At 71.6% G+C, this 23,282-nt stretch carries 19 protein-coding genes and 1 pseudogene; 11 read left to right on the forward strand and 9 right to left on the reverse strand.

All coding sequences use genetic code 11. The features are described from left to right. Positions 1-5 precede the first annotated feature (5 nt). Both OG858_RS25875 and OG858_RS25880 read left to right on the forward strand, forming a co-directional pair. Positions 6-737 carry an NUDIX hydrolase gene (locus OG858_RS25875; protein WP_319065535.1) on the forward strand — a complete coding sequence of 244 codons (732 nt, stop codon included), beginning with the start codon at positions 6-8 and terminating at the stop codon, positions 735-737. 119 nt (positions 738-856) lie between these two features. Beyond that, complete coding sequence (locus OG858_RS25880; RefSeq protein WP_319065534.1) at positions 857-2,056, forward strand: MarP family serine protease; 1,200 nt, start codon at positions 857-859, stop codon at positions 2,054-2,056. A 51-nt stretch (positions 2,057-2,107) separates the two neighbouring features. Here the strand turns inward: OG858_RS25880 and OG858_RS25885 are convergent, their stop codons facing one another. The 6 genes from OG858_RS25885 to OG858_RS25910 all read right to left on the reverse strand — a co-directional run bounded on the left by OG858_RS25885 (position 2,108) and on the right by OG858_RS25910 (position 9,939). Further along, positions 2,108-2,287 (reverse strand): hypothetical protein, encoded by a 180-nt coding sequence (locus OG858_RS25885; RefSeq protein WP_037702570.1) that lies wholly within the window; start codon positions 2,285-2,287, stop codon positions 2,108-2,110. Positions 2,288-2,415: 128 nt separating this feature from the next. Beyond that, positions 2,416-3,378, reverse strand: a complete 963-nt coding sequence (locus OG858_RS25890) for an alpha/beta fold hydrolase (protein WP_319065533.1) — start codon at positions 3,376-3,378, stop codon at positions 2,416-2,418. Then, positions 3,375-3,854 (reverse strand): phage holin family protein, encoded by a 480-nt coding sequence (locus tag OG858_RS25895; protein ID WP_086753613.1) that lies wholly within the window; start codon positions 3,852-3,854, stop codon positions 3,375-3,377. The genes OG858_RS25890 and OG858_RS25895 overlap by 4 nt, the downstream gene beginning before the upstream one ends. A gap of 39 nt (positions 3,855-3,893) precedes the next feature. After that, the gene (gene nhaA / locus OG858_RS25900; protein WP_327748549.1) at positions 3,894-5,303 is read right to left on the reverse strand and encodes a Na+/H+ antiporter NhaA; all 1,410 of its coding nucleotides are present in this window, start codon (positions 5,301-5,303) and stop codon (positions 3,894-3,896) included. A gap of 132 nt (positions 5,304-5,435) precedes the next feature. Continuing rightward, entirely contained in the window at positions 5,436-7,394 is a 1,959-nt protein-coding gene (gene acs, locus OG858_RS25905; protein WP_327744610.1) for an acetate--CoA ligase, read from the reverse strand. Between the two features lie 169 nt (positions 7,395-7,563). After that, positions 7,564-9,939: a SulP family inorganic anion transporter gene (locus OG858_RS25910; protein ID WP_319065530.1), complete on the reverse strand. Its 2,376-nt coding sequence runs from the start codon at positions 9,937-9,939 to the stop codon at positions 7,564-7,566. Positions 9,940-10,201: 262 nt separating this feature from the next. Here OG858_RS25910 and OG858_RS25915 point away from each other — a divergent pair, with 262 nt between their 5' ends. Then, positions 10,202-11,569, forward strand: coding sequence for a polysaccharide deacetylase family protein (locus OG858_RS25915; protein ID WP_328544388.1), 1,368 nt, complete (start codon positions 10,202-10,204; stop codon positions 11,567-11,569). A gap of 24 nt (positions 11,570-11,593) precedes the next feature. Here the strand turns inward: OG858_RS25915 and OG858_RS25920 are convergent, their stop codons facing one another. Next, a complete protein-coding gene (locus tag OG858_RS25920; RefSeq protein WP_328544387.1) occupies positions 11,594-12,574 on the reverse strand; it encodes an ATP-binding protein in 981 nt (326 codons plus the stop codon). A 100-nt stretch (positions 12,575-12,674) separates the two neighbouring features. Here OG858_RS25920 and OG858_RS25925 point away from each other — a divergent pair, with 100 nt between their 5' ends. Next, positions 12,675-13,505: a Fic family protein gene (locus OG858_RS25925; protein ID WP_086753871.1), complete on the forward strand. Its 831-nt coding sequence runs from the start codon at positions 12,675-12,677 to the stop codon at positions 13,503-13,505. A gap of 371 nt (positions 13,506-13,876) precedes the next feature. On the opposite strand, the gene OG858_RS25930 is transcribed toward OG858_RS25925, so the two are convergent. Continuing rightward, complete coding sequence (locus OG858_RS25930; RefSeq protein ID WP_086753873.1) at positions 13,877-14,701, reverse strand: HAD family hydrolase; 825 nt, start codon at positions 14,699-14,701, stop codon at positions 13,877-13,879. A gap of 576 nt (positions 14,702-15,277) precedes the next feature. Between OG858_RS25930 and ssd the strand changes: the two genes are divergently transcribed. The 7 genes and pseudogenes from ssd to OG858_RS25965 all read left to right on the forward strand — a co-directional run. Beyond that, the gene (ssd, locus tag OG858_RS25935) at positions 15,278-16,372 is read left to right on the forward strand and encodes a septum site-determining protein Ssd (RefSeq protein WP_086753829.1); all 1,095 of its coding nucleotides are present in this window, start codon (positions 15,278-15,280) and stop codon (positions 16,370-16,372) included. 109 nt (positions 16,373-16,481) lie between these two features. Further along, positions 16,482-17,834, forward strand: coding sequence for a TadA family conjugal transfer-associated ATPase (locus tag OG858_RS25940; RefSeq protein ID WP_328544386.1), 1,353 nt, complete (start codon positions 16,482-16,484; stop codon positions 17,832-17,834). 14 nt (positions 17,835-17,848) lie between these two features. After that, positions 17,849-18,688: a type II secretion system F family protein gene (locus tag OG858_RS25945; RefSeq protein ID WP_319065628.1), complete on the forward strand. Its 840-nt coding sequence runs from the start codon at positions 17,849-17,851 to the stop codon at positions 18,686-18,688. Further along, positions 18,685-19,473 (forward strand): type II secretion system F family protein, encoded by a 789-nt coding sequence (locus OG858_RS25950; protein WP_319065527.1) that lies wholly within the window; start codon positions 18,685-18,687, stop codon positions 19,471-19,473. Before OG858_RS25945 ends, OG858_RS25950 begins: the two co-directional genes overlap by 4 nt. 149 nt (positions 19,474-19,622) lie before the next feature. Further along, positions 19,623-19,856, forward strand: a complete 234-nt coding sequence (locus OG858_RS25955; RefSeq protein WP_319262635.1) for a DUF4244 domain-containing protein — start codon at positions 19,623-19,625, stop codon at positions 19,854-19,856. Continuing rightward, entirely contained in the window at positions 19,843-20,259 is a 417-nt protein-coding gene (locus tag OG858_RS25960) for a TadE family type IV pilus minor pilin (protein WP_319320884.1), read from the forward strand. The genes OG858_RS25955 and OG858_RS25960 overlap by 14 nt, the downstream gene beginning before the upstream one ends. Continuing rightward, a pseudogene (locus OG858_RS25965) lies at positions 20,256-20,642 on the forward strand (Rv3654c family TadE-like protein); the annotation flags it as partial. The gene OG858_RS25960 and the pseudogene OG858_RS25965, both read left to right, overlap by 4 nt. A gap of 138 nt (positions 20,643-20,780) precedes the next feature. Here the strand turns inward: OG858_RS25965 and OG858_RS25970 are convergent. Next, on the reverse strand, positions 20,781-23,255 hold the full coding sequence (locus OG858_RS25970; protein WP_328544385.1) for a DEAD/DEAH box helicase: 2,475 nt from the start codon (positions 23,253-23,255) through the stop codon (positions 20,781-20,783). Positions 23,256-23,282: the final 27 nt, after the last annotated feature.

Genomic DNA, 23,282 nt, shown 5'->3' on the forward strand with positions numbered 1-23,282 from the left:
TGGCTATGACACACGCGAGCCGGACGGACGGCGGCACGGACACCGACAGCGGGCGTCGCCCGACGGCCGGGCGGCCGGTCCTGGACAAGGCGGGCCTGCCCACCTGGCTGGACCCGGTCGTGCACGCCGCCGAGACGGTCGAGCCGCTGCAGCTGAGCCGCTTCCTGCCGCCGGAGAACGGCTCGGGACGGCAGTCGGCGGTCCTGATCCTGTTCGGCGAGGGTGCGAGCGGGCCCGAGCTGCTGCTCATGGAGCGCGCCGGCTCCCTCAGATCGCACGCGGGCCAGCCGTCGTTCCCGGGCGGCGCCCTCGACCCCGAGGACGGCGACCCGCAGACCGACGGCCCGCTGCGCGCCGCCCTGCGCGAGGCCGAGGAGGAGACCGGCCTCGACCCCGCCGGAGTCCAGCTCTTCGGCGTGCTGCCCACGCTGTACATCCCGGTCAGCGGCTTCGTCGTGACGCCCGTCCTGGGCTGGTGGCGGCAGCCCACCCCGGTCCGGGTCGTCGATCCGAACGAGACGGCCCGCGTCTTCACCGTCCCCGTGGCGGATCTCACGGATCCGGCCAACAGAGCCACCGCCGTTCACCCCCGCGGCTACGCGGGCCCGGCATTTCTGGTCGAATCGGCCCTCGTGTGGGGGTTCACGGCCGGAGTGATCGACCGACTGCTGCACTACGCGGGCTGGGAGCGGCCCTGGGACCGTGAGAAGCAGGTCCCGCTCGACTGGCGCTCATGACAGGGTGTCTGCCGTGCTGCGTCTACTGGGGCTTGTTGCGGCCCCCTGTCGCCGCGCGGCGGGCCGGCTCCCCGGGCGGCCTGTAGTGATCGCGAAGCGACGAGGCGAGGCTTGAAGCGGTGAACGTGCTGGACATCCTGTTGCTGGTCGCCGCCGTCTGGTTCGCGATCGTCGGCTACCGACAGGGCTTCGTCGTCGGCATCCTCTCGGTGATCGGCTTCCTCGGCGGCGGCCTCGTCGCGGTCTACGTCCTGCCCGTCATCTGGGACTGGATGACCGAGAACTCCGAGGTCAGCACGGCCGCCGCCGTCGTCGCGGTGGTCATCGTCATCGTCTGCGCCTCCGTGGGCCAAGCCCTGACCACCCACCTCGGCAACAAGCTGCGCCGCTACATCACCTGGTCCCCGGCCCGCGCCCTGGACGCCACCGGCGGTGCTCTCGTCAACGTCGTGGCGATGCTCCTGGTCGCCTGGCTGATCGGTTCCGCACTCGCCGGGACGACGCTGCCGACGCTCGGCAAGGAGGTTCGCAACTCAAAGGTGCTCCAGGGCGTGGCAGGTGCCCTGCCCCACCAGGCGGACACCTGGTTCGCGGACTTCTCCTCGGTCCTCACACAGAACGGCTTCCCACAGGTCTTCAGCCCGTTCTCGAACGAGCCGATCACCGAGGTCCAGCCCCCCGACCCGGCGCTCGCGAACAGCCCGGTCGCCCAGCGTGCCAAGCGATCCATCGTCAAGGTCATGGGCACCGCCCAGAGTTGCGGCAAGGTCCTCGAAGGCACCGGCTTCGTCTTCGGCGAGCGCCGGGTGATGACCAACGCGCACGTGGTCGGCGGAGTCGACGAACCCACCGTCCAGATCGGCGGCGAGGGCCGCAAGTACGACGCCAAGGTCGTCCTCTACGACTGGGAGCGCGACATCGCCGTACTCGACGTGCCGAGCCTGAAGGCGCCCGTGCTGGAGTTCACCACCAAGGACGCCGCGAGCAGCGACGACGCTATCGTGGCGGGCTTCCCGGAGAACGGCGCGTACGACATCCGCCCCGCGCGCGTGCGTGGTCGCATCACGGCCAACGGCGCCGACATCTACAAGCGCGGCACCGTCCACCGCGACGTCTACTCGCTCTACGCGACCGTCCGACAGGGCAACTCCGGCGGCCCCCTGCTCACGCCCGACGGCAAGGTCTACGGCGTGGTCTTCGCGAAGTCCCTCGACGACCCGGACACGGGTTACGCACTCACCGCGGACGAGGTCGAGGAGGACATCACCAAGGGCCGTACGGCCAACCAGCAGGTGGACAGCGACAGCTGCGCACTCTGAGGCTGGGTGGGGCCGGTGTCCTGAGGTCCTGTGCGGGTCGCCCCGTACGGGTCAGGGACGAGGATGGCGCAGCCGGGCCGAGACCCAGCGGGCCCGGCGGCGCAGGATGCGCGGAATGCCCAGCCGGGGATCCGTGCCCTGCAGTTGCGGGGCGCCCCTCTGGTGGGAGCTCAGGCCCGTGGCCGAGCGGCGGTTGCGTGCTGCGTCACTGTAGTCGTGCGTCCAGCCCATACCCCGACGTGTGCCCCCGCCCCAAGGTCCATAACCGCCCCCACGCCCCCCAATTGGCCTATGCGCCGGGCAAGTAACGGCTCTTGGAACAGGTGTTCAAGTCCGGACGGCGGGCGACCTGGCCGGACTCACCGGTCGGGCTCGGGGTCCTTCAGCCAGTTGATGAGTTCGGCCGAGAAAGCCACCGGGTCCTCCTCGTGCGGGAAATGCCCCAGACCGTCGAACAGCCGCCAACGGTACGGCGCTTCGACGTACTCCCCGGACCCGGCCGCGCTACGGGTACGCATCACCGGGTCGAGTGAACCGTGCAGGTGAAGGGTGGGTACACGCACCGGGCGCTTCATCCGGCGGTTGAACTGGATGCCGTCCGGGCGGGCCATGGACCGCACCATCCACCGGTACGGCTCGATCGAGCAGTGCGCCGTCGACGGGATGCACATGGCCCGCCGGTACGCCTCCACGGCCTCGTCGTCGGGCAGCCGGGGCCCCGACCAGTCCCGGATGAGTCGGCCGACCAGCGCACCGTCGTCGGCGGTGAGTTGCCGCTCGGGGATCCAGGGCCGCTGGAACCCCCAGATGTAGGAGCCCGCGGACGTCTGCTTGACGTCCGAGAGCATCGCCGAGCGCCAGCGCCGCGGGTGCGGCATCGAGGACACCGCGAGCCGCCGGACGAGCTTGGGGCGCATCACGGCCGCCGTCCACGCCAGATAGCCGCCCAGGTCGTGACCGACCAGGGCGGCATCGGGCTCGCCGAGGGACCGCACGACTCCGGTGATGTCGAGGGCGAGGTTCGCGGGGTCGTAGCCCCGGGGCGTGCGGTCGCTGCCGCCGACCCCGCGCAGGTCCATCGCCACGGCCCGGAAGCCCGCGTCGGCGAGGGCGACCAGCTGGTGCCGCCAGGTCCACCAGAACTGCGGGAAGCCGTGCAGCAGCAGCACCAGCGGCCCGTCACCCACCTCGGCGATGTGGAAGCGCGCGCCGTTGGCGGCCACGTCCCGGTGGATCAGCTCCTTGGCGCCGGGCACGTCGAGCCGTACGGGAGACGCGGGCTGATTCGAGGGGGCGGCCGGGGTGGTCGCGGGGTCGGTCATGACGTCGAGCGTGCCACAGCCTCGACGGTGTCGTCGGCCGGGGCAGGCCGCCGGGGATGCGGCTTGGCGTTCTGCAGCACGCCCGCCGTCTCCTTCATGGAGGCGGCCACCTTCTGCGGGCCCTGCCCCTTCTTGGCCTTCTTCGAGAAGACGACGCCGATCAGCGTCAGCACGAGGGCGACCACCACGTTCGCCGCGAACGACAGCAGGAAGCAGATTGCCAGGTTCCAGTCGCTCCAGGTGCGGATGCCGTACGCGAGGGCGAAGCTCAGCATCGGCAGGGAGAAGATCAGCACCGTGCCGGCCGCGGTGAACGCCCCGCCGCCGATCACGCCTCGCTTGACGTCCTGCCTCAGCTGGGCCTTGGCCAACGCGATCTCGTCGTGCACCAGCGCGGACATCTCGGCCGTCGCCGAGGCGAACAACTGGCCGACGCTGCGTTCGGCTCCGACCGGGCTGCCGTCGGGTGCGCTCATCGGGGTCTCCCTCATATGCGTTTGTACGGTCCTGTCAGATCATGCCGGACCGTCGTCGCCGTCGCCTGCCCCGCCCGCCACTTCGGCAAGCCTGCGGTGTTCGGCGGCCTTGCGTTCGTAGATCGCGGCCATGCGCAGGTGGTACGCCGGGTCGTCCTGTTCGTAGATGTCGGGGATGCCGTCGAGGTCGTCATCGCGCTCCTCGGCAGCCCACAGGGCCTGGTACTCGGTGTTCCTCATCTTCAGCAGGACGGTCGCCAGGACCGCCGCGATGAGCGAACCGGTGAGGACGGCCGCCTTGACGCTGTCGGTGAGCATCCGGTCGCCCTCGAAGGCCAGTTCGCCGATGAGCAGCGACACGGTGAAGCCGATGCCGGCGAGCGAGGAGACGGCGAAGACGTCCGGCCAGGACAGGTCCTCGGAGAGGGAGGCCCGGGTGAAGCGGGCGGTCAGCCAGGTCCCGGCGAAGATCCCGACCGCCTTGCCGACGACCAGCCCGAGCACCACCCCGAGCGTCTCCGGCTGTGTGAACACCTTCCCGAGCGCACTGCCCGACACAACTACACCCGCGCTGAACAGGGCGAACAGTGGCACCGCCAGACCGGCGGACAGGGGGCGCACGAGGTGCTCGATGTGTTCGCCGGGGGAGCGCTCCTCGTCCTCGCGCCGTGTGCAGCGCAGCATCAGCCCCATCGCGACACCGGCGATGGTGGCGTGCACGCCGCTGTTGTACATCAGCGCCCAGATGACGAGCGCGAGCGGAACATACACGTACCACCCGCGCACGCCTTTTCTCAGCAGCAGCCAGAAGACGGCGAGACCGGCGAACGCGCCGCCGAGCGCGGCGAAGTCGAGGCCGTCGGTGAAGAACACCGCGATGATCAGGATCGCGCACAGGTCGTCGACCACGGCGAGGGTGAGCAGGAAGGCCCGCAGCGCGTTCGGCAGGGAGGTGCCGATGACGGCGAGCACGGCCAGCGCGAAGGCGATGTCGGTCGCCGTGGGTACCGCCCACCCGGCCAGGGAGCCGCCGCCGGTGAGGTTGGTGAGCACATACACGAGCGCCGGTACGGCCATGCCGCACAGCGCGGCGACCACGGGCAGCGCGGCCGTCCTGGGATCCTTCAGGTCACCGGCGACCAGTTCGCGCTTGAGTTCGATGCCGGCGACGAAGAAGAAGACCGCGAGGAGTCCGTCGGCCGCCCAGTGCGCCACGGACAGATCGAGGCCGAGCGCCGCGGGGCCGAACCGGAAGTGGCTGACACTCTCGTAACTGTCGTGCAGTACCGGGATGTTGACCCAGGCCAGCGCGGTGACGGCGGCCAGGAGCAGCAGCACACCGCCGACGGTCTCCGTGCGCAGCGCGTCCGCCACGAAGGTCCGCTCGGGCAGGGAGAGCCGGCCGAGAACCTTGCGGGTGGGGGTGGGGGTGGGGCGGGACGCGGCCACGGTGGGACCTCCGGTCGGTGGGCAGCACGGAGCACTTGCCGACCAGACTTCCCGGCGCACCTTTTGTCACTTTAGCCAAAGGGCCCCCGGCGTGCTTGCCGCCGGGGGCCCTTTGTGGCCGTACCTGCGTCGTCAGTCCTCGCTCGGCGCCGCCGGGAGCTTGGCCTGGATCAGGTCCATCACCGTGGAGTCGGTCAGCGTCGTGACGTCACCGAGCTGCCGGTTCTCCGCGACGTCCCGCAGCAGGCGCCGCATGATCTTCCCGGAGCGGGTTTTCGGCAGTTCCTGCACCGGCAGGATCCGCTTCGGTTTGGCGATCGGGCCGAGGGTGGTGCCGACGTGGTTGCGGAGGTCGGCGACGAGACCCTCGTCCTCGGCGTTCGCCGTGCCGCGCAGGATCACGAACGCCACGATCGCCTGACCGGTGGTCTCGTCGGCCGCGCCGACCACGGCCGCCTCGGCCACCGACGGGTGCGAGACGAGTGCGGACTCCACCTCGGTGGTGGAGATGTTGTGGCCCGACACGAGCATCACGTCGTCGACGCGCCCGAGGAGCCAGATGTCCCCGTCGTCGTCCCTCTTCGCCCCGTCACCGGCGAAGTACTTGCCCTCGAACCGTGACCAGTACGTGTCGAGGAACCGCTGGTCGTCGCCCCAGATGGTGCGCAGCATCGACGGCCACGGCTCGGTGAGGACCAGGTAGCCGCCACCGCCGTCGGGGACTTCCCGAGCCTCGTCGTCCACCACCGTGGCGGAGATGCCCGGCAGCGGCGTCTGCGCCGACCCCGGCTTGGTCGCCGTCACGCCCGGCAGCGGCGAGATCATCATCGCGCCGGTCTCGGTCTGCCACCAGGTGTCCACGATCGGCGTCGCGTCGGCACCGATGTGCTTGCGGTACCACATCCACGCCTCGGGGTTGATGGGCTCACCGACGGATCCGAGGACGCGGAGCGAGGACAGGTCGAACTTCGCGGGGATGTCGTCGCCCCACTTCATGAACGTACGGATGGCCGTCGGCGCGGTGTAGAGGATCGTCACCCCGTACTTCTGCACGATCTCCCAGAACCGCCCCTGGTGCGGTGTGTCCGGCGTGCCCTCGTACATGACCTGCGTCGCACCGTTCGCCAGCGGCCCGTACACGATGTACGAGTGGCCGGTCACCCAGCCGACGTCGGCCGTGCACCAGTACACGTCCGTCTCCGGCTTGAGGTCGAAGACGGCGTGGTGGGTGTACGACGTCTGGGTGAGATAGCCGCCGGAGGTGTGCAGGATGCCCTTGGGCTTACCCGTCGTGCCGGACGTGTACAGGATGAACAGCGGGTGCTCGGCCCCGAACGGCTGCGGGGTGTGTTCGGCGCTCTGCCGGTCGACGATCTCGTGCCACCACACGTCACGGGAGTCGTTCCAGGCGACCTCCTGGCCGGTGCGGCGGACGACGAGGACGTGCTCGACATTGCCGGCGCGGTCGGCCGCGTCGTCCACGGCGGGCTTGAGCGCGGACGGCTTGCCGCGCCGGTAGCCGCCGTCGGAGGTGATGACCACCTTGGCGTCGGCGTCCTGGATGCGGGTCGCGAGCGCGTCCGCGGAGAAACCGCCGAACACGACGGAGTGCGCGGCGCCGATCCGGGCGCAGGCGAGCATCGCCACCGCCGTCTCCGGGATCATCGGCATGTAGACCGCGACCCTGTCGCCCGCCTGTACCCCCAGCTCCAGCAGGGCGTTCGCCGCCTTGCTCACCTCGTCCTTGAGCTCGGCGTAGGTGACGGTCCGGCTGTCTCCGGGCTCGCCCTCGAAGTGGATGGCGACCCGGTCGCCGTTCCCGGCCTCGACGTGCCGGTCGACGCAGTTGTACGCGACGTTGAGCTCGCCGTCATCGAACCACTTGGCGAACGGTGGGTTGGACCAGTTCAGCGTCTCGGTCGGCTCCTTGGCCCAGGTGAGCCGTCGGGCCTGAGCGGCCCAGAAGCCGAGCCTGTCAGCCCTGGCCTGCTCGTACGCCTCAGCCGTGACGTTGGCGTTCTCAGCCAGGTCAGCGGGCGGCGCGAAGCGTCGCTCCTCCTTCAAGAGGTTGGCCAGGCTTTCGTTGCTCACGACATCTCCCTTGCGGTGCTTTGCCGGGGCGACCGTTGTGTCCCAGGCCACAGCTCATCAGACCCGGACCCTCGATGACAAGGGCCTTCTCCGGATTGGTTTAGACCTGTGGGCGGGCGCCTCACCGCCAAGGCGCCACCCGTTCCCACGGACCGCGAAGGAAAACGGTTCACGCGCGCGTGTCGTGCAGGACCGTCCCGGTCGGGTCGGCCGTCCCGGCCGTTCCGGCGACCTGGTCGAAGACTCCGCTGTCCGGGGCCTCCTCGGTGAGCAGATACGCCTGTGCCTCACCCACGTGGAAATACATCCCGTGCAGTTCGAGTGCGCCCTCGCGCAGGGCGCGGGCGACGGAGTCGTGGGCTCTCAGATGTTCCAGCTGTTGGATGACGTTGGTCAGGCAGAGCTGTTCGATGGCGTCGGCCGGCTCACGGCCGGCCAGGCGGGCCCAGGGGCGGTTCTTGTCGGTCGCGCGGTCCAGGCTGGGCCGGCCGTGCCGCAGCCAGCGCTTGAGGGGGGTCTGGGCGCCGTGCGGGTCGGTCTTGAGCAGGGCCTGCATCGCACCGCAGCCGGAGTGCCCGCAGACCGTGATGGACCGTACGTTCAGCACGTCCACCGCGTACTCGATCGCCGCCGCCACCGAGTCGTCGCCGCTCTCCTCGCCGGGCAGCGGCACGAGGTTGCCGACATTGCGGACGACGAAGAGGTCGCCGGGGCCACTGGAGGTGATCATCGACGTGACGAGCCTGGAGTCGGCGCAGGTCAGGAAGAGCTGCGAGGGCTGCTGCCCCTCGCGGGCCAGCCGGGCCAGCTCACCGCGGACCAGGGGAGCGGTGTTGCGCTGGAACGCGCTGATGCCGCGCGCCAGCTGATGTCCGTTCGGTCCTTCGGCCGCCTCCTCCTGCGGGGTGCCTCGCGTCGGGGTGGCCGGGGCCTCGCACTGGTGGTTGCGCCACGGAGTCCAGGGCCGGCAGCGGCAGCCGGCGGCCGAGGTGCTGGCGGGTTCCGCGATACGGGTGCCGGCCCGCCCGGTGATCTCCACGGAGCCGCCGTGCGCCTGGTGCGCGTGCTGCCAGTCCTGCAGCGACTCGTATGCCGCGTGGTCCATGAACGACCCGTCCAGCTCCACGACGGCGGCGGCTTTCTGCGGGACCTGATGCAGGGCGCGGCTGAGGCGGGGCACGGCGAGGAACGTCAACTGTCCTCTTACGTGGACGTGATGGACTCCCTCCCTCTCCTCGTGGGTGATGCGGGTGCGGGTGAGGCGGTGCAGGGCGACGCCGACGGCCACGGCGATGCCGAGCGCGACACCTTCCAGGACGCCGAGGACGACGACGCCGAAGGTGGTGACGGTGTAGACCAGCACTTCCCGGTGTCGGGTGACCGTGCGGATGTGGTGCAGGGACACCATCTGGACCCCGACGGCCATCACCAGGGCGGCGAGCGAGGCGAGGGGGATCAGCTCCAGGCAGGGGACCAGGAGCAGCGCGGCCGCTACTACCCAAACGCCGTGCAGCATCGTGGAGTTCCGGCTGGTGGCGCCGGCTCGCACATTGGCCGTGCTGCGGACGGCGACGCCGGCGATGGGCAGGCCGCCGAGGATGCCGGAGACGACATTGGCCGCGCCTTGGCCGCTCAGCTCGCGGTCGAGGTCCGAGCGCCGTACGTCGGTCCGCCCCGCGGCCAGCTTGTCCATGGCGACGGCGCCCAGCAGCGACTGCACGCTGCACACCAGCGTGGTGGTGAGGACGGCCGCGACAAGGCCGAGTGTCGGCCCGTCGGGCACTCCGGCCAGGGCGTGGCTCCGCCATGAGGGCAGATCGACCTTGGGCAGACTCAGGGCGGCGAGCGCGGCCGTCGCCGTGGCGCCCGCGACGGCGACGAGGGCGGCCGGGACGGTGCGCAGCCGCCGGCCGACGCGGCCGGGGAGCCGGGGCCAGGCGAGCAGCAGGACGAGGGTGAGGGCGCTCACGGAGACCGCGGCGGGGTGCAGGCGCGCCAACTGGGCGGGGAGAGCGCCGATGTTGGCGCTGACCGAGCTCTGCGGGGTGCCGCCGAGGACGATGTGGAGCTGGGCGACGGCGATGGTGACGCCGATGCCGGCGAGCATGCCGTGCACGATCGCGGGGCTGACGGCGAGTGCCGAGCGGGCCACGCGCAGGTGGGCCAGGCCCAGTTGGGAGAGGCCGGCGAAGACGGTGATGGCGCAGGTGGTGCGCCAGCCGTACTGGTGGATGAGGTCGGCGGTGACGACGGTGAGACCGGCCGCCGGGCCGCTGACCTGGAGAGGGGAGCCGCCCAGGCGCCCGGCGACGAGGCCGCCGACGGCGGCGGCGACGAGGCCGGCCTGGAGCGGGGCGTCGGTGGCGAGGGCGATGCCCAGGGACAGAGGGAGGGCGATCAGGAAGACCGCGATGGAGGCCGACAGATCGGCGGCCGAGACACGGAACCGGCGGCGCGGTCCCTCCGGGGGGCTGTGCGGTCGGTGATCACGCTCCGTCCGGTTCGAGTCCGGGCCGGTGGCGTGGGTGGGGACGCAGGCGGACATGTTCTCCCGTCTCCTCCGGGGCTGCGCGGTCGCGTGGGTCGCGGCCGTGGGGCACGGCGTTCAGCGGCGGGATTTCTCAACGCTCAGTAAACGAATCGTAATGCAGGGTAAAGGATGTGCAAGAACATTAGCCGCAAATAGGTCATTAGATCACTCGTGAGGATGAATGCAGCTTTTCATCGGCTTGTCGTATTAATCATGATCGGGACTCTGTGTGACCTTGGCCGCTCTGCCCCTGAGCGAAGGAAGAAGGTGGGCGGACATGGCCGTCACCCAGAGGATCGCCGTCGGCGTCACGCTCGCCGCGACCTGCGCCGCGGCGCTGGCCGGATGCGGGATCGGTGAGCCGACAGGAACAGTCGGTTCACCTGGCGCGAAGAAAGCGGAGAAGGAGGGCCGACAGGGCGCAGCGGCCACGAAGGAGGGCGTGCCTGCGCCGCCGAAGGCCGCGGTCCGGCTGATCGGCGACGGCTCCACCGCGTACACCGGGGTGCAGCCGCACCTGCCCAGGCCCGAACGGCTGAAGCCCGGCCAGAAGCCGCCACAGTTCGTGGTGTTCTCCTGGGACGGCGCGGGGGAGGACAGCCAGCGGCTCTTCTCGCACTTCCGCAAGGTGGCACGGGCCAACGACGCGACCATGACGTACTTCCTGAGCGGCGTGTACATGCTGCCGGAAGAGAAACGCGACCTGTACCGCCCGCCCCAGCACTCGCCGGGCCGGTCGGACATCGGCTTCAACGACGTCCGCGGAATCAGGGACACCGTGGAACAGCTGCGCGGCGCGTGGCTGGAGGGCAACGAGATCGGCACGCACTTCAACGGCCACTTCTGCGGTCCCGGCGGCGGGGTCGGCGAATGGTCGGTCGAGGAGTGGAAGAGCGAGATCGCCCAGGCGAAGTCCTTCGTGAAGGCCTGGAGGACCAACACCGGCACGGAGAAGACCGAGCCGCTGCCCTTCGACTACGACAAGGAGCTGATCGGCGCCCGCACACCCTGCCTGGAGGGCCAGACGAACTTCATGCGCGCCGCCCGCGAACTCGGCTTCCGCTACGACACCAGCGGAGTCAAGGACCAGGTCTGGCCCGAGAAGAAGGACGGGCTGTGGGACCTGTCGATGCAGCTCGTCCCCGTCCCCGGGCGGGACTTCGAGACGCTGACCATGGACTACAACTTCTACGTCAACCAGTCCGGGGCCCGGGCGGGGTCGGCCGCCAAGCGGGAGCACTGGGGCGAGCAGTTCCGCGACGGCCTTCTCGCGGGCTTCGAGCGCGCCTACGACGGCAACCGTGCGCCCCTGATCATCGGCAACCACTTCGAGTCCTGGAACGGCGGCGTCTACATGCGTGCCGTCGAGGAGACCATCGAGGCGGTCTGCGGGAAGGCGGAGGTGCGCTGCGTCTCCTTCCGACAGCTCGCCGACTGGCTCGACGCCCAGGACCCGGTGGTCCTGGACAGGCTGCGCACCCTGGGGGTGGGTCAGCCCCCGACGAAGGGCTGGAAGAACTTCCTGTCCGCCGGACCGGCACCGGCCCCGAAGGGAGTTCCCGGGGCTCCGGCGGCCAAGCCGAAGAAGAGCGGGGCCGGGGCAGACTCGAAGGGGAGCCGTGCCGGGTCCCGGCCACAGGAGTGAACGGAGCCGGGGCGGCCACGGGGTTCAGACCGTGGCCGCGACTCCCTCGGTGAGCACGAACTCGGGGTCGATCTGCGAGGCCAGGTCGGCCCCGGTCCTCTCGTTGCCCCAACTGGTCGCGTTCTTCAGGTGGAAGTGCGCCATCTGCCGGGTGTAGCGCTCCCAGTCCCGCAGCTCGTAGGTGGCGTCGGCGGCCTCGTGAAGGGTGCGCAGCGATTGGCGGTTGGCCTCCTCCAAGCGCCCGAAACGGGGCGGGCGCCCCTTCTCCAGAGCGCGCACCCAGTCCGAGTGCCCGATGGTGACCAGCAGGTCGTCCCCGACTTCGGCGTGGAGGAAGTCGAGGTCGTCCTGACCGTGCACCTTGTTGCCGACGACCTTCAGGGCGACGCCGTAGTCGGCGGCGTACTCCTTGTACTGGCGGTAGACGGAGACTCCCCTCCGGGTCGGCTCGGCGACGAGGAACGTCATGTCGAAGCGGGTGAACATGCCGGACGCGAAGGAGTCCGAACCGGCCGTCATGTCGACCACCACGTACTCGTCGCGGCCGTCCACCAGGTGGTTCAGGAACAGCTCCACCGCTCCCGTCTTCGAGTGGTAGCAGGCGACCCCCAGGTCGGCGTCGGTGAAGGGGCCGGTGACCATCAAACGGACGGCTCCGCCGTCGAGTTCCACCGGACGGGCGCAGGCGTCGTAGATCGCGTTGGGCTCACAGACCCGCACCAGGCGCGAACCGTCGCCGGGCGGGCTGGTCTTGATCATCGTCTCGGCGGAGGTGATCCGAGGGTTGGAGCCGCGCAGATGGTTCTTGATCAGCGCCAGCCGGTCGCCCATCGCGGGCAGTTCGGCGGCCTCCGACTCGTCGAGGCCGAGGGCGGCGCCCAAGTGCTGGTTGATGTCGGCGTCGACGGCGACGACCGGTGCCCCGGAGGCGGCGAGGTGGCGGATGAACAGGGAGGACAGCGTGGTCTTGCCACTCCCGCCCTTCCCGACGAAAGCAATTTTCATGTTCACTAACGGTAGTGGGGCAAGTGTCTGCGGTGTTCATGCGGCGGTGGAAGACCACTCCTTCGAGGGGTCGGCCACCTGTGCGCGTAGGGTCGCACTCATGAGTACGACAGGTGCGGCCGCCGATCCGCTCGCGGCCCTGGGAGAGCTTCCCGGTGTGGCCGAGTCCGTGGAGTCCGTGCGCAAGGCCGTGGACCGGGTCTACGGCCACCGCGTCATGCGGCGCCGCAGCAACGCGGTCACCTCCGAGGCTGCCCTGCGTGGCGCGCGCGGCTCGGCGGCGCTGTCCGGCGCCGACTGGGCCCTCGAAGAGGTGCGCCGTCGAACGGACTTCAGTGGCGAGGGCGACGACGAGGCCCGCGCCATGGGTGCCGCGTTGCGGCTGACTGCCGAGGCGGGCCAGTTGCTGTCCATCTGGCGGCAGTCGCCGCTGCGGGTGCTGGCCCGGCTGCACCTGGTGGCGGCCGGTCGTGACGACGCGCGCGTGGGGCGGCCCCGACAGGACGGGGAGCCCGTCGACGAACCCCTCGTCGAGCTGCCTCTGCCGGGCGCCGGCGAGGTGGCGGGCCGACTCGACGGCCTCTCCGAGCTGATCATCAAGGGTGGTTCGGCCCCCGCTCTCGTGACGGCCGCCGTCGTCCACGGCGAGCTGCTCGCCCTGCGGCCCTTCGGCTTCCACAACGGCCTCGTCGCGCGCGCGGCCGAGCGGATCGTCCTGATCGGCAGCGGCCTCGACCCCAAGTCGGTCTGCCCGGCGGAGGTCGGGCACGCGGAACTCGGCCGCGCCGCCTATCTGGCCGCCCTCGACGGCTATGTCTCCGGCACTCCGGAGGGCATGGCCGCCTGGATCAGCCACTGCGGCAAGGCTGTCGAACTGGGCGCGCGCGAGTCGACGGCGGTGTGCGAGGCGCTGCAGCGCGGGGCGGCTTAGAACCCGGGAGACCCGGGGGGCGAAGAACCCCCGGAAAAGGGTTGCGGCGGTACGAGAACTCGTACCGCCGCTGGCATGTCCACCCGGTTACCAAGCGTCCTCGAAATATGCCCATCAGGTCGGGAACTGTGGCCCGTAACCTGGTGCGGCTGGCCCGTAATCGACGGGTCGACGTCGCGTGGGTGCCCGGTGTTCATGCTAGGTCCGTGGGGCCAAAATGAGTTTTAAAGGTGATCCTCTCGGATGTCCTTTGGTCTCGCGGGCCTTGAATCCTTTCTACTCCAGGATCGGGGCAAGCGGAACCCCTCGATGTGCTTCTTTACTTTTAGGTTCAAAGAGGGTGAATCAGCCATCGATGTGCCGACCGCGGGTCAGGCGGTCGCCACCCGGCGCCGGCTCGCGTACCAGACGAGCCCCGCGGTGGCCGCTGCGGCGCCTATGGCGGCAGCTGCGAGAAGGGCGGGGCGCGGCCGTACGGCCAGGCGCTGCTTGAGGCGCACGGGGCGGTGGAAGTCGAGAATGGGCCACCCGCGCGCCAGGGCTTCCTTGCGCAGCGTCCGGTCCGGGTTCACCGCGTGCGGGTGCCCCACGGCCTCCAGCATCGGCAGGTCGGTCGCCGAGTCGCTGTACGCGTAGCAGTGCGCGAGGTCGTACTCCTCGGACTCGGCCAGCTCCCGGATCGCCTCGGCCTTGGTCGGACCGTAGGCGTAGTACTCCACCTCGCCGGTGAAGCAGCCGTCGTCGCCGACGACCATCCGGGTCGCCACCACCCGGTCCGCGCCGAGGAGCTCGCCGATCGGCTCGACCACCTCGGCGCCGGAGGTGGAGACGATGACGACGTCCCGCCCGGCGATGTGGTGCTCCTCGATGAGGGAGGCGGCCTCGTCGTAGATGATCGGGTCGATCAGGTCGTGCAGGGTCTCGGCGACGATGTCCTTCACCTGTTGCACGTTCCAGCCCCGGCACAGCGCGGACAGATACTTCCGCATCCGCTCCATCTGGTCGTGGTCGGCGCCGCCCGCGAGGAACACGAACTGGGTGTACGCCGTCCGCAAGGCGGCTCTGCGGTTGATCAGGCCACCTTGGTAGAACGACTTGCTGAACGTGAGCGTGCTCGACTTCGCAATGACCGTCTTGTCCAGGTCAAAGAAGGCCGCTGTGCGGGGCAAGGAGTGGTTTTCCACGAGGCCGAGCATATGCGCCCGCCATTCGGGCTAGTGTGGGGCGCGTGGGTTTGCCTGAGAGGCCTCTCGGGTACACCATGGAAGTCACGGATCGTTCGCGACCGTGCTAACGCGGTCCGGCTCCTCCCCCCCCGAGTCGGCCGTGGAGACGACCCCCACTCTCCCCCCCGGTGGGGGTCGTCGCATGTCCGGGTGTGTTTTCCCCTCCTCCCCCCAGCCCGCGAGGCGCTCGAGTGCTCTCGTGGGCTTTCCTCTGCCCCGGCACAGGATCCGTCACCGTCCGTAGTCGCAGGGATGCGCTGCGGAAGTCGCACAGGAGTCGCCTGTTCAGGTGACGGCGATATTCACAAGCGCCGAGTTGTCCACAGTTTTCGACCAAGATCCACACGATTTCCGGGATCGCTGCACCGTGATTCCAGCGCGTCCCGACGGCGGCGAGTTCATGGCCGGTTCCGTTTCCCGGATGCGTGGGTCCGGTTTCCGTCGGCCGCCCATATGGCGGCCGATCGCCGGTCCTCACACAGGACTTGAACACGGGCGCCCGGAACGCGGTGCGCCCGTGTGACGCAGCGAAGGGGGCTGGAGATCGTGGCGGGAGCCATCACCAACGACCGGCCGTCCACCGCCGAGGGGCGGCAGGGCAGGCCGTTGATCGTCACGGAGGACGTGGAACTGCTGGACGACCTGCTGCGCCTGTGCGCGGCGGCGGGCGCCCGGCCGGAGGTCCACCACGGAGTGCCGGAGGGCCGGGGCCGGTGGGAGACGGCGCCGCTCGTGCTCGTCGGGGACGACGCGGCGCGGCGGCTGCGCGGGGCCGCGCGCAGACGAGGAGTGGTGCTCGTCGGCAAGGACCAGGACGACTCCGGAGTCTGGCAGCGGGCCGTGGAGATCGGCGCCGACCACGTCCTGATGCTGCCCGACGGGGAACAGTGGCTCGTCGACCGCATCGCCGACGTGGCGGAAGGCGTCGGCAGACCCGCGCTCACCGTCGGCGTGATCGGCGGCCGAGGCGGCGCCGGCGCGTCCACACTGGCCTGCGCTCTCGCCGTCACCTCCGCGCGACAGGGCACGCGCACGCTCCTCGTGGACGCCGATCCCCTGGGCGGCGGCCTGGACGTGCTCCTGGGCGGCGAGAGCGCCGACGGACTGCGCTGGCCGGCCTTCGCCGCCTCACGCGGCCGGGTCGGCGGCGGCGCCCTGGAGGAGTCGCTGCCCGAACTGCACTCCCTGCGCGTCCTCAGCTGGGACCGCGGCGACGCCGTCGCCGTCCCGCCCCAGGCCGTGCGCGCGGTCCTCGCCGCGGGCCGGCGGCGCGGCGGCGCGGTCGTGGTCGACCTGCCGCGCCGCATCGACGAAGGTGTCGCCGAGGCCCTCGCCCAGCTCGACCTGGGCCTCCTGGTCGTCCCCGCCGAGTTGCGCGCCGTCGCTGCCGCCTCCCGCGTCGCCTCCGCCTTCGGCATGGTCCTCCGCGACCTCCGCGTCGCGGTCCGCGGGCCGTACGCCCCCGGCCTGGACGACCACGAGGTGGCCCGCCTGCTGGGACTTCCGCTCGCGGGCGAAGTACCCACCGAGGCCGGGCTGCCGGACGGCGGCAAACCACCGGGAGGCATCCCCCGCGGACCACTCGCGCGGTTCTGCGAAGGCTTCTGGGAGCGGGTCGTGGTCAGGGGTGAGGCGGCGTGAACCAGGTTCCCGAGGACGGGCCGCGGCTGGCCGACGACGGGCTGCCGGGGGGCGGAAAGCCATGGGCGGCCTGGATCTGCCCACAGCTTCCGATCGGGGGCGAGTTCGTATGAGCGGGATGTCCGACGACGGACTGTTGGACGGGGTACGGCAGTGGCTCGTCGAGAGCGGAGCCGAACCGACGCCCGCGCGCGTGGCGCAAGCCCTGCGGGAGCGGGGGCGGGTGCTCGGGGACGCCGAGGTGCTCGGGGCGGCCGAGCGGTTGCGGTCGGAGTTGGTGGGGAGCGGGCCGTTGGAGCCGCTTCTCGCCGACCCGTCGGTCACCGACGTGCTGGTGTCGGCACCGGACCGGGTGTGGGTGGACCGGGGCGGCGGCCTGGAGCTGACCGGGATCTCCTTCCCGGACGCGGCCGCCGTACGACGCCTCGCGCAGCGCCTGGCGGCCGTCGCCGGGCGCCGGCTGGACGACGCCCGACCGTGGGTGGACGCCCGGCTCCCGGACGGCACCCGGCTGCACGCGGTGCTCCCACCGGTGGCCGTCGGCTCCACCTGCCTGTCCCTGCGGGTCGTACGGCCCCGGGCCTTCACCCTCGCCGAACTGGTGACGGCGGGCACGGTGCCGCCCGGCGGCGACCGCGTCCTGCGGGCGCTGATCCGATCCCGGTTGTCGTACGTCATCAGCGGCGGGACGGGGACCGGGAAGACCACGCTCCTGAGCGCGCTGCTCGGCCTGGTCGACCCCGGTGAGCGGATCGTGCTGGCCGAGGACTCGGCGGAGCTGCGGCCCGACCATCCGCATGTGGTGCGGCTGGAGGGCAGACCGGCCAACCAGGAGGGCGTGGGCCTCGTCGAGCTGCAGGACCTGGTGCGCCAGGCGCTCCGCATGCGCCCGGACCGGCTTGTGGTCGGCGAGGTGAGAGGGCCCGAGGTCGTGTCCCTGCTGGCCGCCCTGAACACCGGCCACGAGGGCGGCTGCGGAACGCTCCACGCCAACGCCGCGGGACAGGTACCGGCCCGCCTGGAGGCCCTTGGTACGGCGGCCGGGCTCGATCGGGCGGCGCTGCACAGCCAGTTGGCTGCCGCGCTGTCGGTGGTCCTGCACCTCGTGCGGGACCCGGACGGACGGCGGCGGATCGCCGAAGTGCATGTGCTGGAACGGGACGGGTCCGGGTTGGTGGTGACCGTCCCGGCGCTCCGTTGGGGCGAGGAGGCGTTCGTGTACGAGCGGGGCTGGGAGCAGTTGCGGGGGTTGCTTCGGGACGGGCTGCGGGGCCGGGGCGGCGGGGTTGTTGACGGGCTTCAGGGCCGGGGCGACGCGCTTCGGGGGTGGTCTGCGGGAGGAGGGCCGGTTGGGCCGCAGGACACGGAGCTCGTCGGGTCCGGGAGGCCGGCAGCCCGGCTCGGTGAGGGTTTTGCGAGAGAAACAGATGGTCTGGACGGTCTGGAGGGTGGGCGGCAGTGACGGGGGTCGGGGAGATGTCGGTCGGGGTGGTGGCTGTTGCGTGCGCCGGGGCTGCGGCCTGGATGGCGGGCGATGGGCGAGGCGCCGAGGTCCGGCGGGCGCGGTTGTTGCTGGCGGGAGGTGAGGTGGTGGGGTCGCCGCCCTGGGCGCGGGTGCTCGGCAGGGTGCGGCGGCTGGGGGCCGAGTGGTGGGCACCGGTCGCCGGGTTGGTGATCGCGGTGCTGGGGGCCTCGGTGCTGCCGATTCTCGCGGGGGTGGCGGCGGTGCCGTTGCTGAGGCGGGTGCGGCGGGCGGCGGAGGAGCGCCGGGCCAGTGAACGGCGGAGCGATGCGGTGGTCGCGCTGTGCTCGGCGCTCGCCGGAGAGGTGCGGGCCGGGCGGCAGCCGGGTGAGGCGTTGTCACGGGCCGCGCGGGACTCCGGAGGACTGGGGGAGGCCGAGGCGGTGGTACTGGCGGCGGCAAGGTTCGGCGGGGACGTACCGGGTGCCCTTGCGGACGCGGCACGGCAGCCGGGGGCCGACGGGCTGCTGGGGCTCGCCGCGTGCTGGCGCGTGGCCGTCGACCGGGGCGCGGGCCTCGCCGCCGGGCTCGACAGGCTGGAGGGCGCCCTGCGCGCCGAGCGGGACCAGCGGGCCGACCTGCGCGCCCAGTTGGCCGGCGCCCGGTCGACGGCGGTGATGCTCGCAGGGCTCCCGGTCCTGGGCCTTGTGCTGGGCACAGCGCTCGGCGCCGACCCCCTGCGTGTGGTGCTGCACAGCACGGCCGGCCTGGGCTGCCTGCTCGTCGGCGCGGTGCTGGAGGGCGCGGGGCTGTGGTGGGCGCTGCGGATCGTACGGGGAGCTGAGGCGGCGTGAGCGGCGAGGTTGTCCACAGGCTGGGGATGGCCGTCTGCGCTCTGGCGGGACTGTGGTGGCTGGCCCGGTCGCTCGACACCGCGCGGCGCCGACGAAGGCTGCGGGCCCGGCTGGCCGCGGTGCTCGCCCTCGCGGCCGAGCCGCCCCGGCGGAGCATCGTGTCCCGGGGTGTCGTGCGGCGATGGCTGCCGGTCGCCGGGGCGGTCTGTGCCGCGTGGGTGCTTGTCGGTGGCCTCCCGGGGCTGCTGCTGGGGCCGGCTGCCGGAGTCGGGGCCTGGCTGTGGCTGCGGAGGGCGCGACGCGCGGGTGGTGACCCGGCGGAGGCGTACGACGCTGCGGAAGCCGCTCGCCGACTTCCGCTCGCCGCCGACCTGCTGGCCGCCTGCATCACGGCCGGGGCGAGCCCTGTGGTGGCCGCGCAGGCCGTGGGTGAGGCGCTGGGCGGGCCGGTGGGCGAGCGACTGTCCAGGGGGGCGGCAGAGGCACGGCTCGGGGGCGAACCGGCCGAGGCGTGGCGTGGGTTGGCTGCCCTCCCCGGCGCCGGGGCTCTGGCGAGGCTTCTGGAACGCGCCGACGAGTCCGGCGTACCTGCTGCCTCCCCTGTCGCCCGGCTCGCCGCCGAGGCCCGCGCCGAGTGGGGCCGTTCGGCGACGGAGCGGGCCCGCCGGGCCGCCGTGATGGTCACCGCACCGGTGGGGCTGTGCTTCCTGCCCGCCTTCATCGCGGTGGGCGTGCTGCCGGTGGTGATCGGGCTGGCGGACGGGTTGTTGGGAGGGGGTGGGTGATGACGGGGCGGGCTTGAGCGGACGGGGTGCGGTGCTGACCGGCGAGGACCAGAAGTGGCCGACGAACGACCGGCGGGCCCGCTGACCAGCGGTGACAGCAAATCAGTAACCAGCGGTAGTCAATGGAACAGAGCCTCACGGGGGTTGAGATGTACAAGGCAGTGAAGGCAGTCGGGGAAGCGGTGCGGGTTCGGGTGGTGTGTGCCGTGATGTGCCGGGTGCGGGCGGCGCGGAGGGACGCGGGGATGGTGACCTCCGAGTACGCGGTGGGGATCATCGCGGCGGTGGCCTTCGCCGCGGTGCTCTACAAGGTGGTGACCAGCGGGCAGGTCCAGGCGGAACTGCAGCAGATCGTCGGGCGGGCCCTCAATGGTGGTGCGTGAGCCATGTGGGCCGTGGCGGCGTCGCGGGGTTCTGGGCGGCGACGGCGGGTTCGTGACGGCCGAGGCGGCCATGGTTCTGCCCGTGATGCTGCTGTTCGCGACGGCGCTCGTGTGGGCCCTGTTCGCCGTCTGCGCGCAGATCCAGGTCGTGGACGCCGCTCGGGCCGGTGCCCGGGCGGCAGCCCGGCAGGACCCGTCGACTGCCGTCGTGGCGGCGGCCCGCAGGACGGCGCCGGACGGGGCGGAGGTGAGCGTGGACAGGGAGGGCGACTTCGTACGTGTCGTGGTCTCGGCCCCGGCGCCGGGGCCGGACGGACTCGGCCTCGACCTGAGCCATGCGGCCGTCGCGCTGGCGGAGGAGACGGTGGGGGCGGCCACGACGGAGGGGGCGGAGGCCGGGTGAGCGCGTTCTCGTGGTCCGGCCGACGGCCGGGAGTCGTCCGGTCGGTCCGGTCGGACCGAGGCTCCGCGACCGTCTGGGCCGTCGGTTCGATCCTCGCGCTGTGTGCCGTGTTCGGTGCCCTACTCGCCCTGGGGCAGGCCGTTGTGATCCGGCATCGGGCTGCCGCGACGGCCGACCTTGCGGCCCTCGCCGCCGCCGACCACTGGATGAAGGGCGGCGAGGGGGCCTGCGTGACGGCGGAACGGGTGGCGAGGGCTCAGGGCGGCAGACTCGTGCACTGCGAGGTCGAGGGAGAGATCTCGGACATCACGGCGGCCTCGGACATGGGCCCGCTCACCGCGGAGGTCAGGGCGAGGGCGGGACCGCCAGGCATGCCGGGCCCGGCAGGCTCCGCAACGGGCTGGAGGGAACGCCGGCGTGCCCGTAGGAGCGCCCCGCAGGAGCGCCGGGTAGGGCGTGCGAGGGACCGCGCGATCAGCCACGCACGACTGGCGGGCGCCAGAGCCCAGTGGCCCCGAGCCTTAGGGTGTCCGGTCCTCCGGCGGAGCGTCGGGTGCTGCCCTGAGCAGTTCGGTCAGCAGCCGTACGGCGCCTCGCTTGTGCAACGGGTCGTTGCCGTTGCCGCACTTGGGGGACTGGATGCAGGACGGGCAGCCGGCGTCGCACTCGCAGGAGGCGATGGCCTGGCGGGTGGCGGTGAGCCAGGCGCGCGCGGTGTGGAAGGCGCGCTCGGCGAAGCCCGCGCCGCCGGGGTGGCCGTCATAGACGAAGACGGTCGGGAGCAGTGTGTCCGGGTGGAGCGGGACCGAGACGCCGCCGATGTCCCAGCGGTCGCAGGTCGCGAAGAGGGGCAGCATGCCGATCGAGGCGTGTTCGGCGGCGTGCAGGGCGCCGCCGAGGATCTCGGGGTTGATCCGGGCCGCGTCGAGCTGGTCCTCGGTGACGGTCCACCAGACGGCACGGGTGCGCAGCGTACGAGGAGGGAGGTCGAGTTTGGACTCGCCGAGCACCTCACCGGTGATGAGGCGGCGACGGAGGAAGGAGACGACCTGGTTGGTGACTTCGACGGAGCCGAAGCACAACCGGCCTTCGCCCCAGGGGACTTCGGTGTCGGTCTCCAGGACGGAGATGGAGGTGGTGTCGCGGGCGACCGTCGAATAGGGCGGGTCGGCCTGTTCGACGAGGGCGACGGAGTCCTCCAGGTCCAGTTCGCGCACCAGGTACGTACGGCCCTGGTGCAGGTGGACCGCGCCCGCGTGGACGGTGGTGTGGGCGGCGCCCGCGTCGACCGTGCCGAGGAGTCGGCCCGTGCCGGTCTCGACGACCTGGACGGGGCGGCCGCCCTGGCCACGGATGTCGGTGAGGTCGGCGGCCCGTTCGCGGCGCGTCCAGTGCCAGGCCTTGGCCCGGCGGCGGAGCAGTTTCGCGGCCTCCAGTTGCGGCAGCAGTTCCTCGCAGGCCGGGCCGAACAGGCCGAGGTCCTCGTCCGTCAGGGGCAGTTCCGCGGCGGCGGCGCAGAGGTGCGGGGCGAGGACGTACGGGTTGTCGGGGTCGAGGACGGTCGATTCCACCGGTTGGTCGAACAGGGCTTCCGGGTGGTGGACCAGGAAGGTGTCCAGCGGGTCGTCGCGGGCGACGAGGACGGCGAGGGCTCCCTGGCCGGCGCGTCCGGCGCGTCCGGCCTGCTGCCAGAAGGAGGCGCGGGTGCCCGGGTAGCCGGCGATGAGGACGGCGTCCAGACCGGAGATGTCGATGCCGAGTTCGAGGGCGGTGGTGGCGGCGAGGCCGAGGAGTTCGCCGGAGTGGAGGGCGCGTTCGAGGGCGCGGCGTTCCTCGGGGAGGTAGCCACCGCGGTAGGCGGCCACGCGCCGGGCGAGGGAGCGGTCGATCTCGGAGAGGCGTTCCTGGGCGATCACCGAGATCAGTTCGGCGCCGCGCCGGGAGCGTACGAAGGCCACGGAGCGTACTCCCTGGACGGTCAGGTCGGTGAGGAGGTCGGCGGTCTCGGCGGTGGCGGTGCGGCGGACGGGGGCGCCCTTCTCGCCGTGCAGTTCGGTGAGCGGGGGCTCCCAGAGGGCGAACACCAGTTCACCACGGGGTGAGGCGTCGTCCGCGACCTCGGTGACCGGGACGCCGGTGAGGCGGCGGGCGGCGACCGAGGGCTCGGCGGCGGTGGCGGAGGCCAGCAGGAAGACGGGTTCGGCGCCGTAGCGGGCGCAGAGGCGGCGCAGTCGGCGCAGGACCTGGGCGACGTGGGAGCCGAAGACACCGCGGTAGGTGTGGCACTCGTCGATGACGACGTACTTGAGGGCGCGCAGGAAGGAGGACCAGCGGGGGTGGGAGGGGAGGATCCCACGGTGCAGCATGTCGGGGTTGGTGAGGACGTAGTTGGCGTACTGGCGCACCCACTCGCGTTCCTCGACGGGCGTGTCGCCGTCGTACACGGCCGGGCGTACGGCGTTTCCGAGAGGTTGTGAAAGTTTTTTCACGGATCGGTGCTGATCTGCCGCGAGGGCTTTCGTGGGGGCCAGGTAGAGCGCGGTCGCCCCACGTCCGTTGGGGGCCTCGGAGCCGTCCAGGAGGCGCGACAGGACGGGGACGAGATAGGCCAGCGACTTGCCGGAGGCGGTTCCGGTGGCGACGACGACCGAGTCGCCGTCCAGCGCGTGCTCGGCGACGCGTGCCTGGTGGGCCCATGGATGTTCGATTCCCGCGGCCTGCACGGCGGCAACGACTTCCGATCGGATCCGGTCGGGCCAGACGGCATGGCGGCCCGCTCGCGGGGGCACATGCTCCGTATGAGTGATGCGCGAAGCCCGGCTCGGCCCCGAGGCGAGCCGGTCCAGGACCGTGCTCGGCGAAGGGCTGGAGGCGGTGTCCGTCGGGGATCGATCGGATCGGTGATTCTTGGCCATCGGCATCGAGTGTGTCACCGGCGTGACGGACAATGGAGCCAAGGCGTCGTGCACGCCTGCCGGTAAGTGATTGAATGCCATCGCGGCTGGCGAACCGTCCCGGGGGCT

The organism is Streptomyces europaeiscabiei, assembly GCF_036346855.1.
Taxonomy (GTDB): Bacteria; Actinomycetota; Actinomycetes; order Streptomycetales; family Streptomycetaceae; genus Streptomyces; species Streptomyces europaeiscabiei.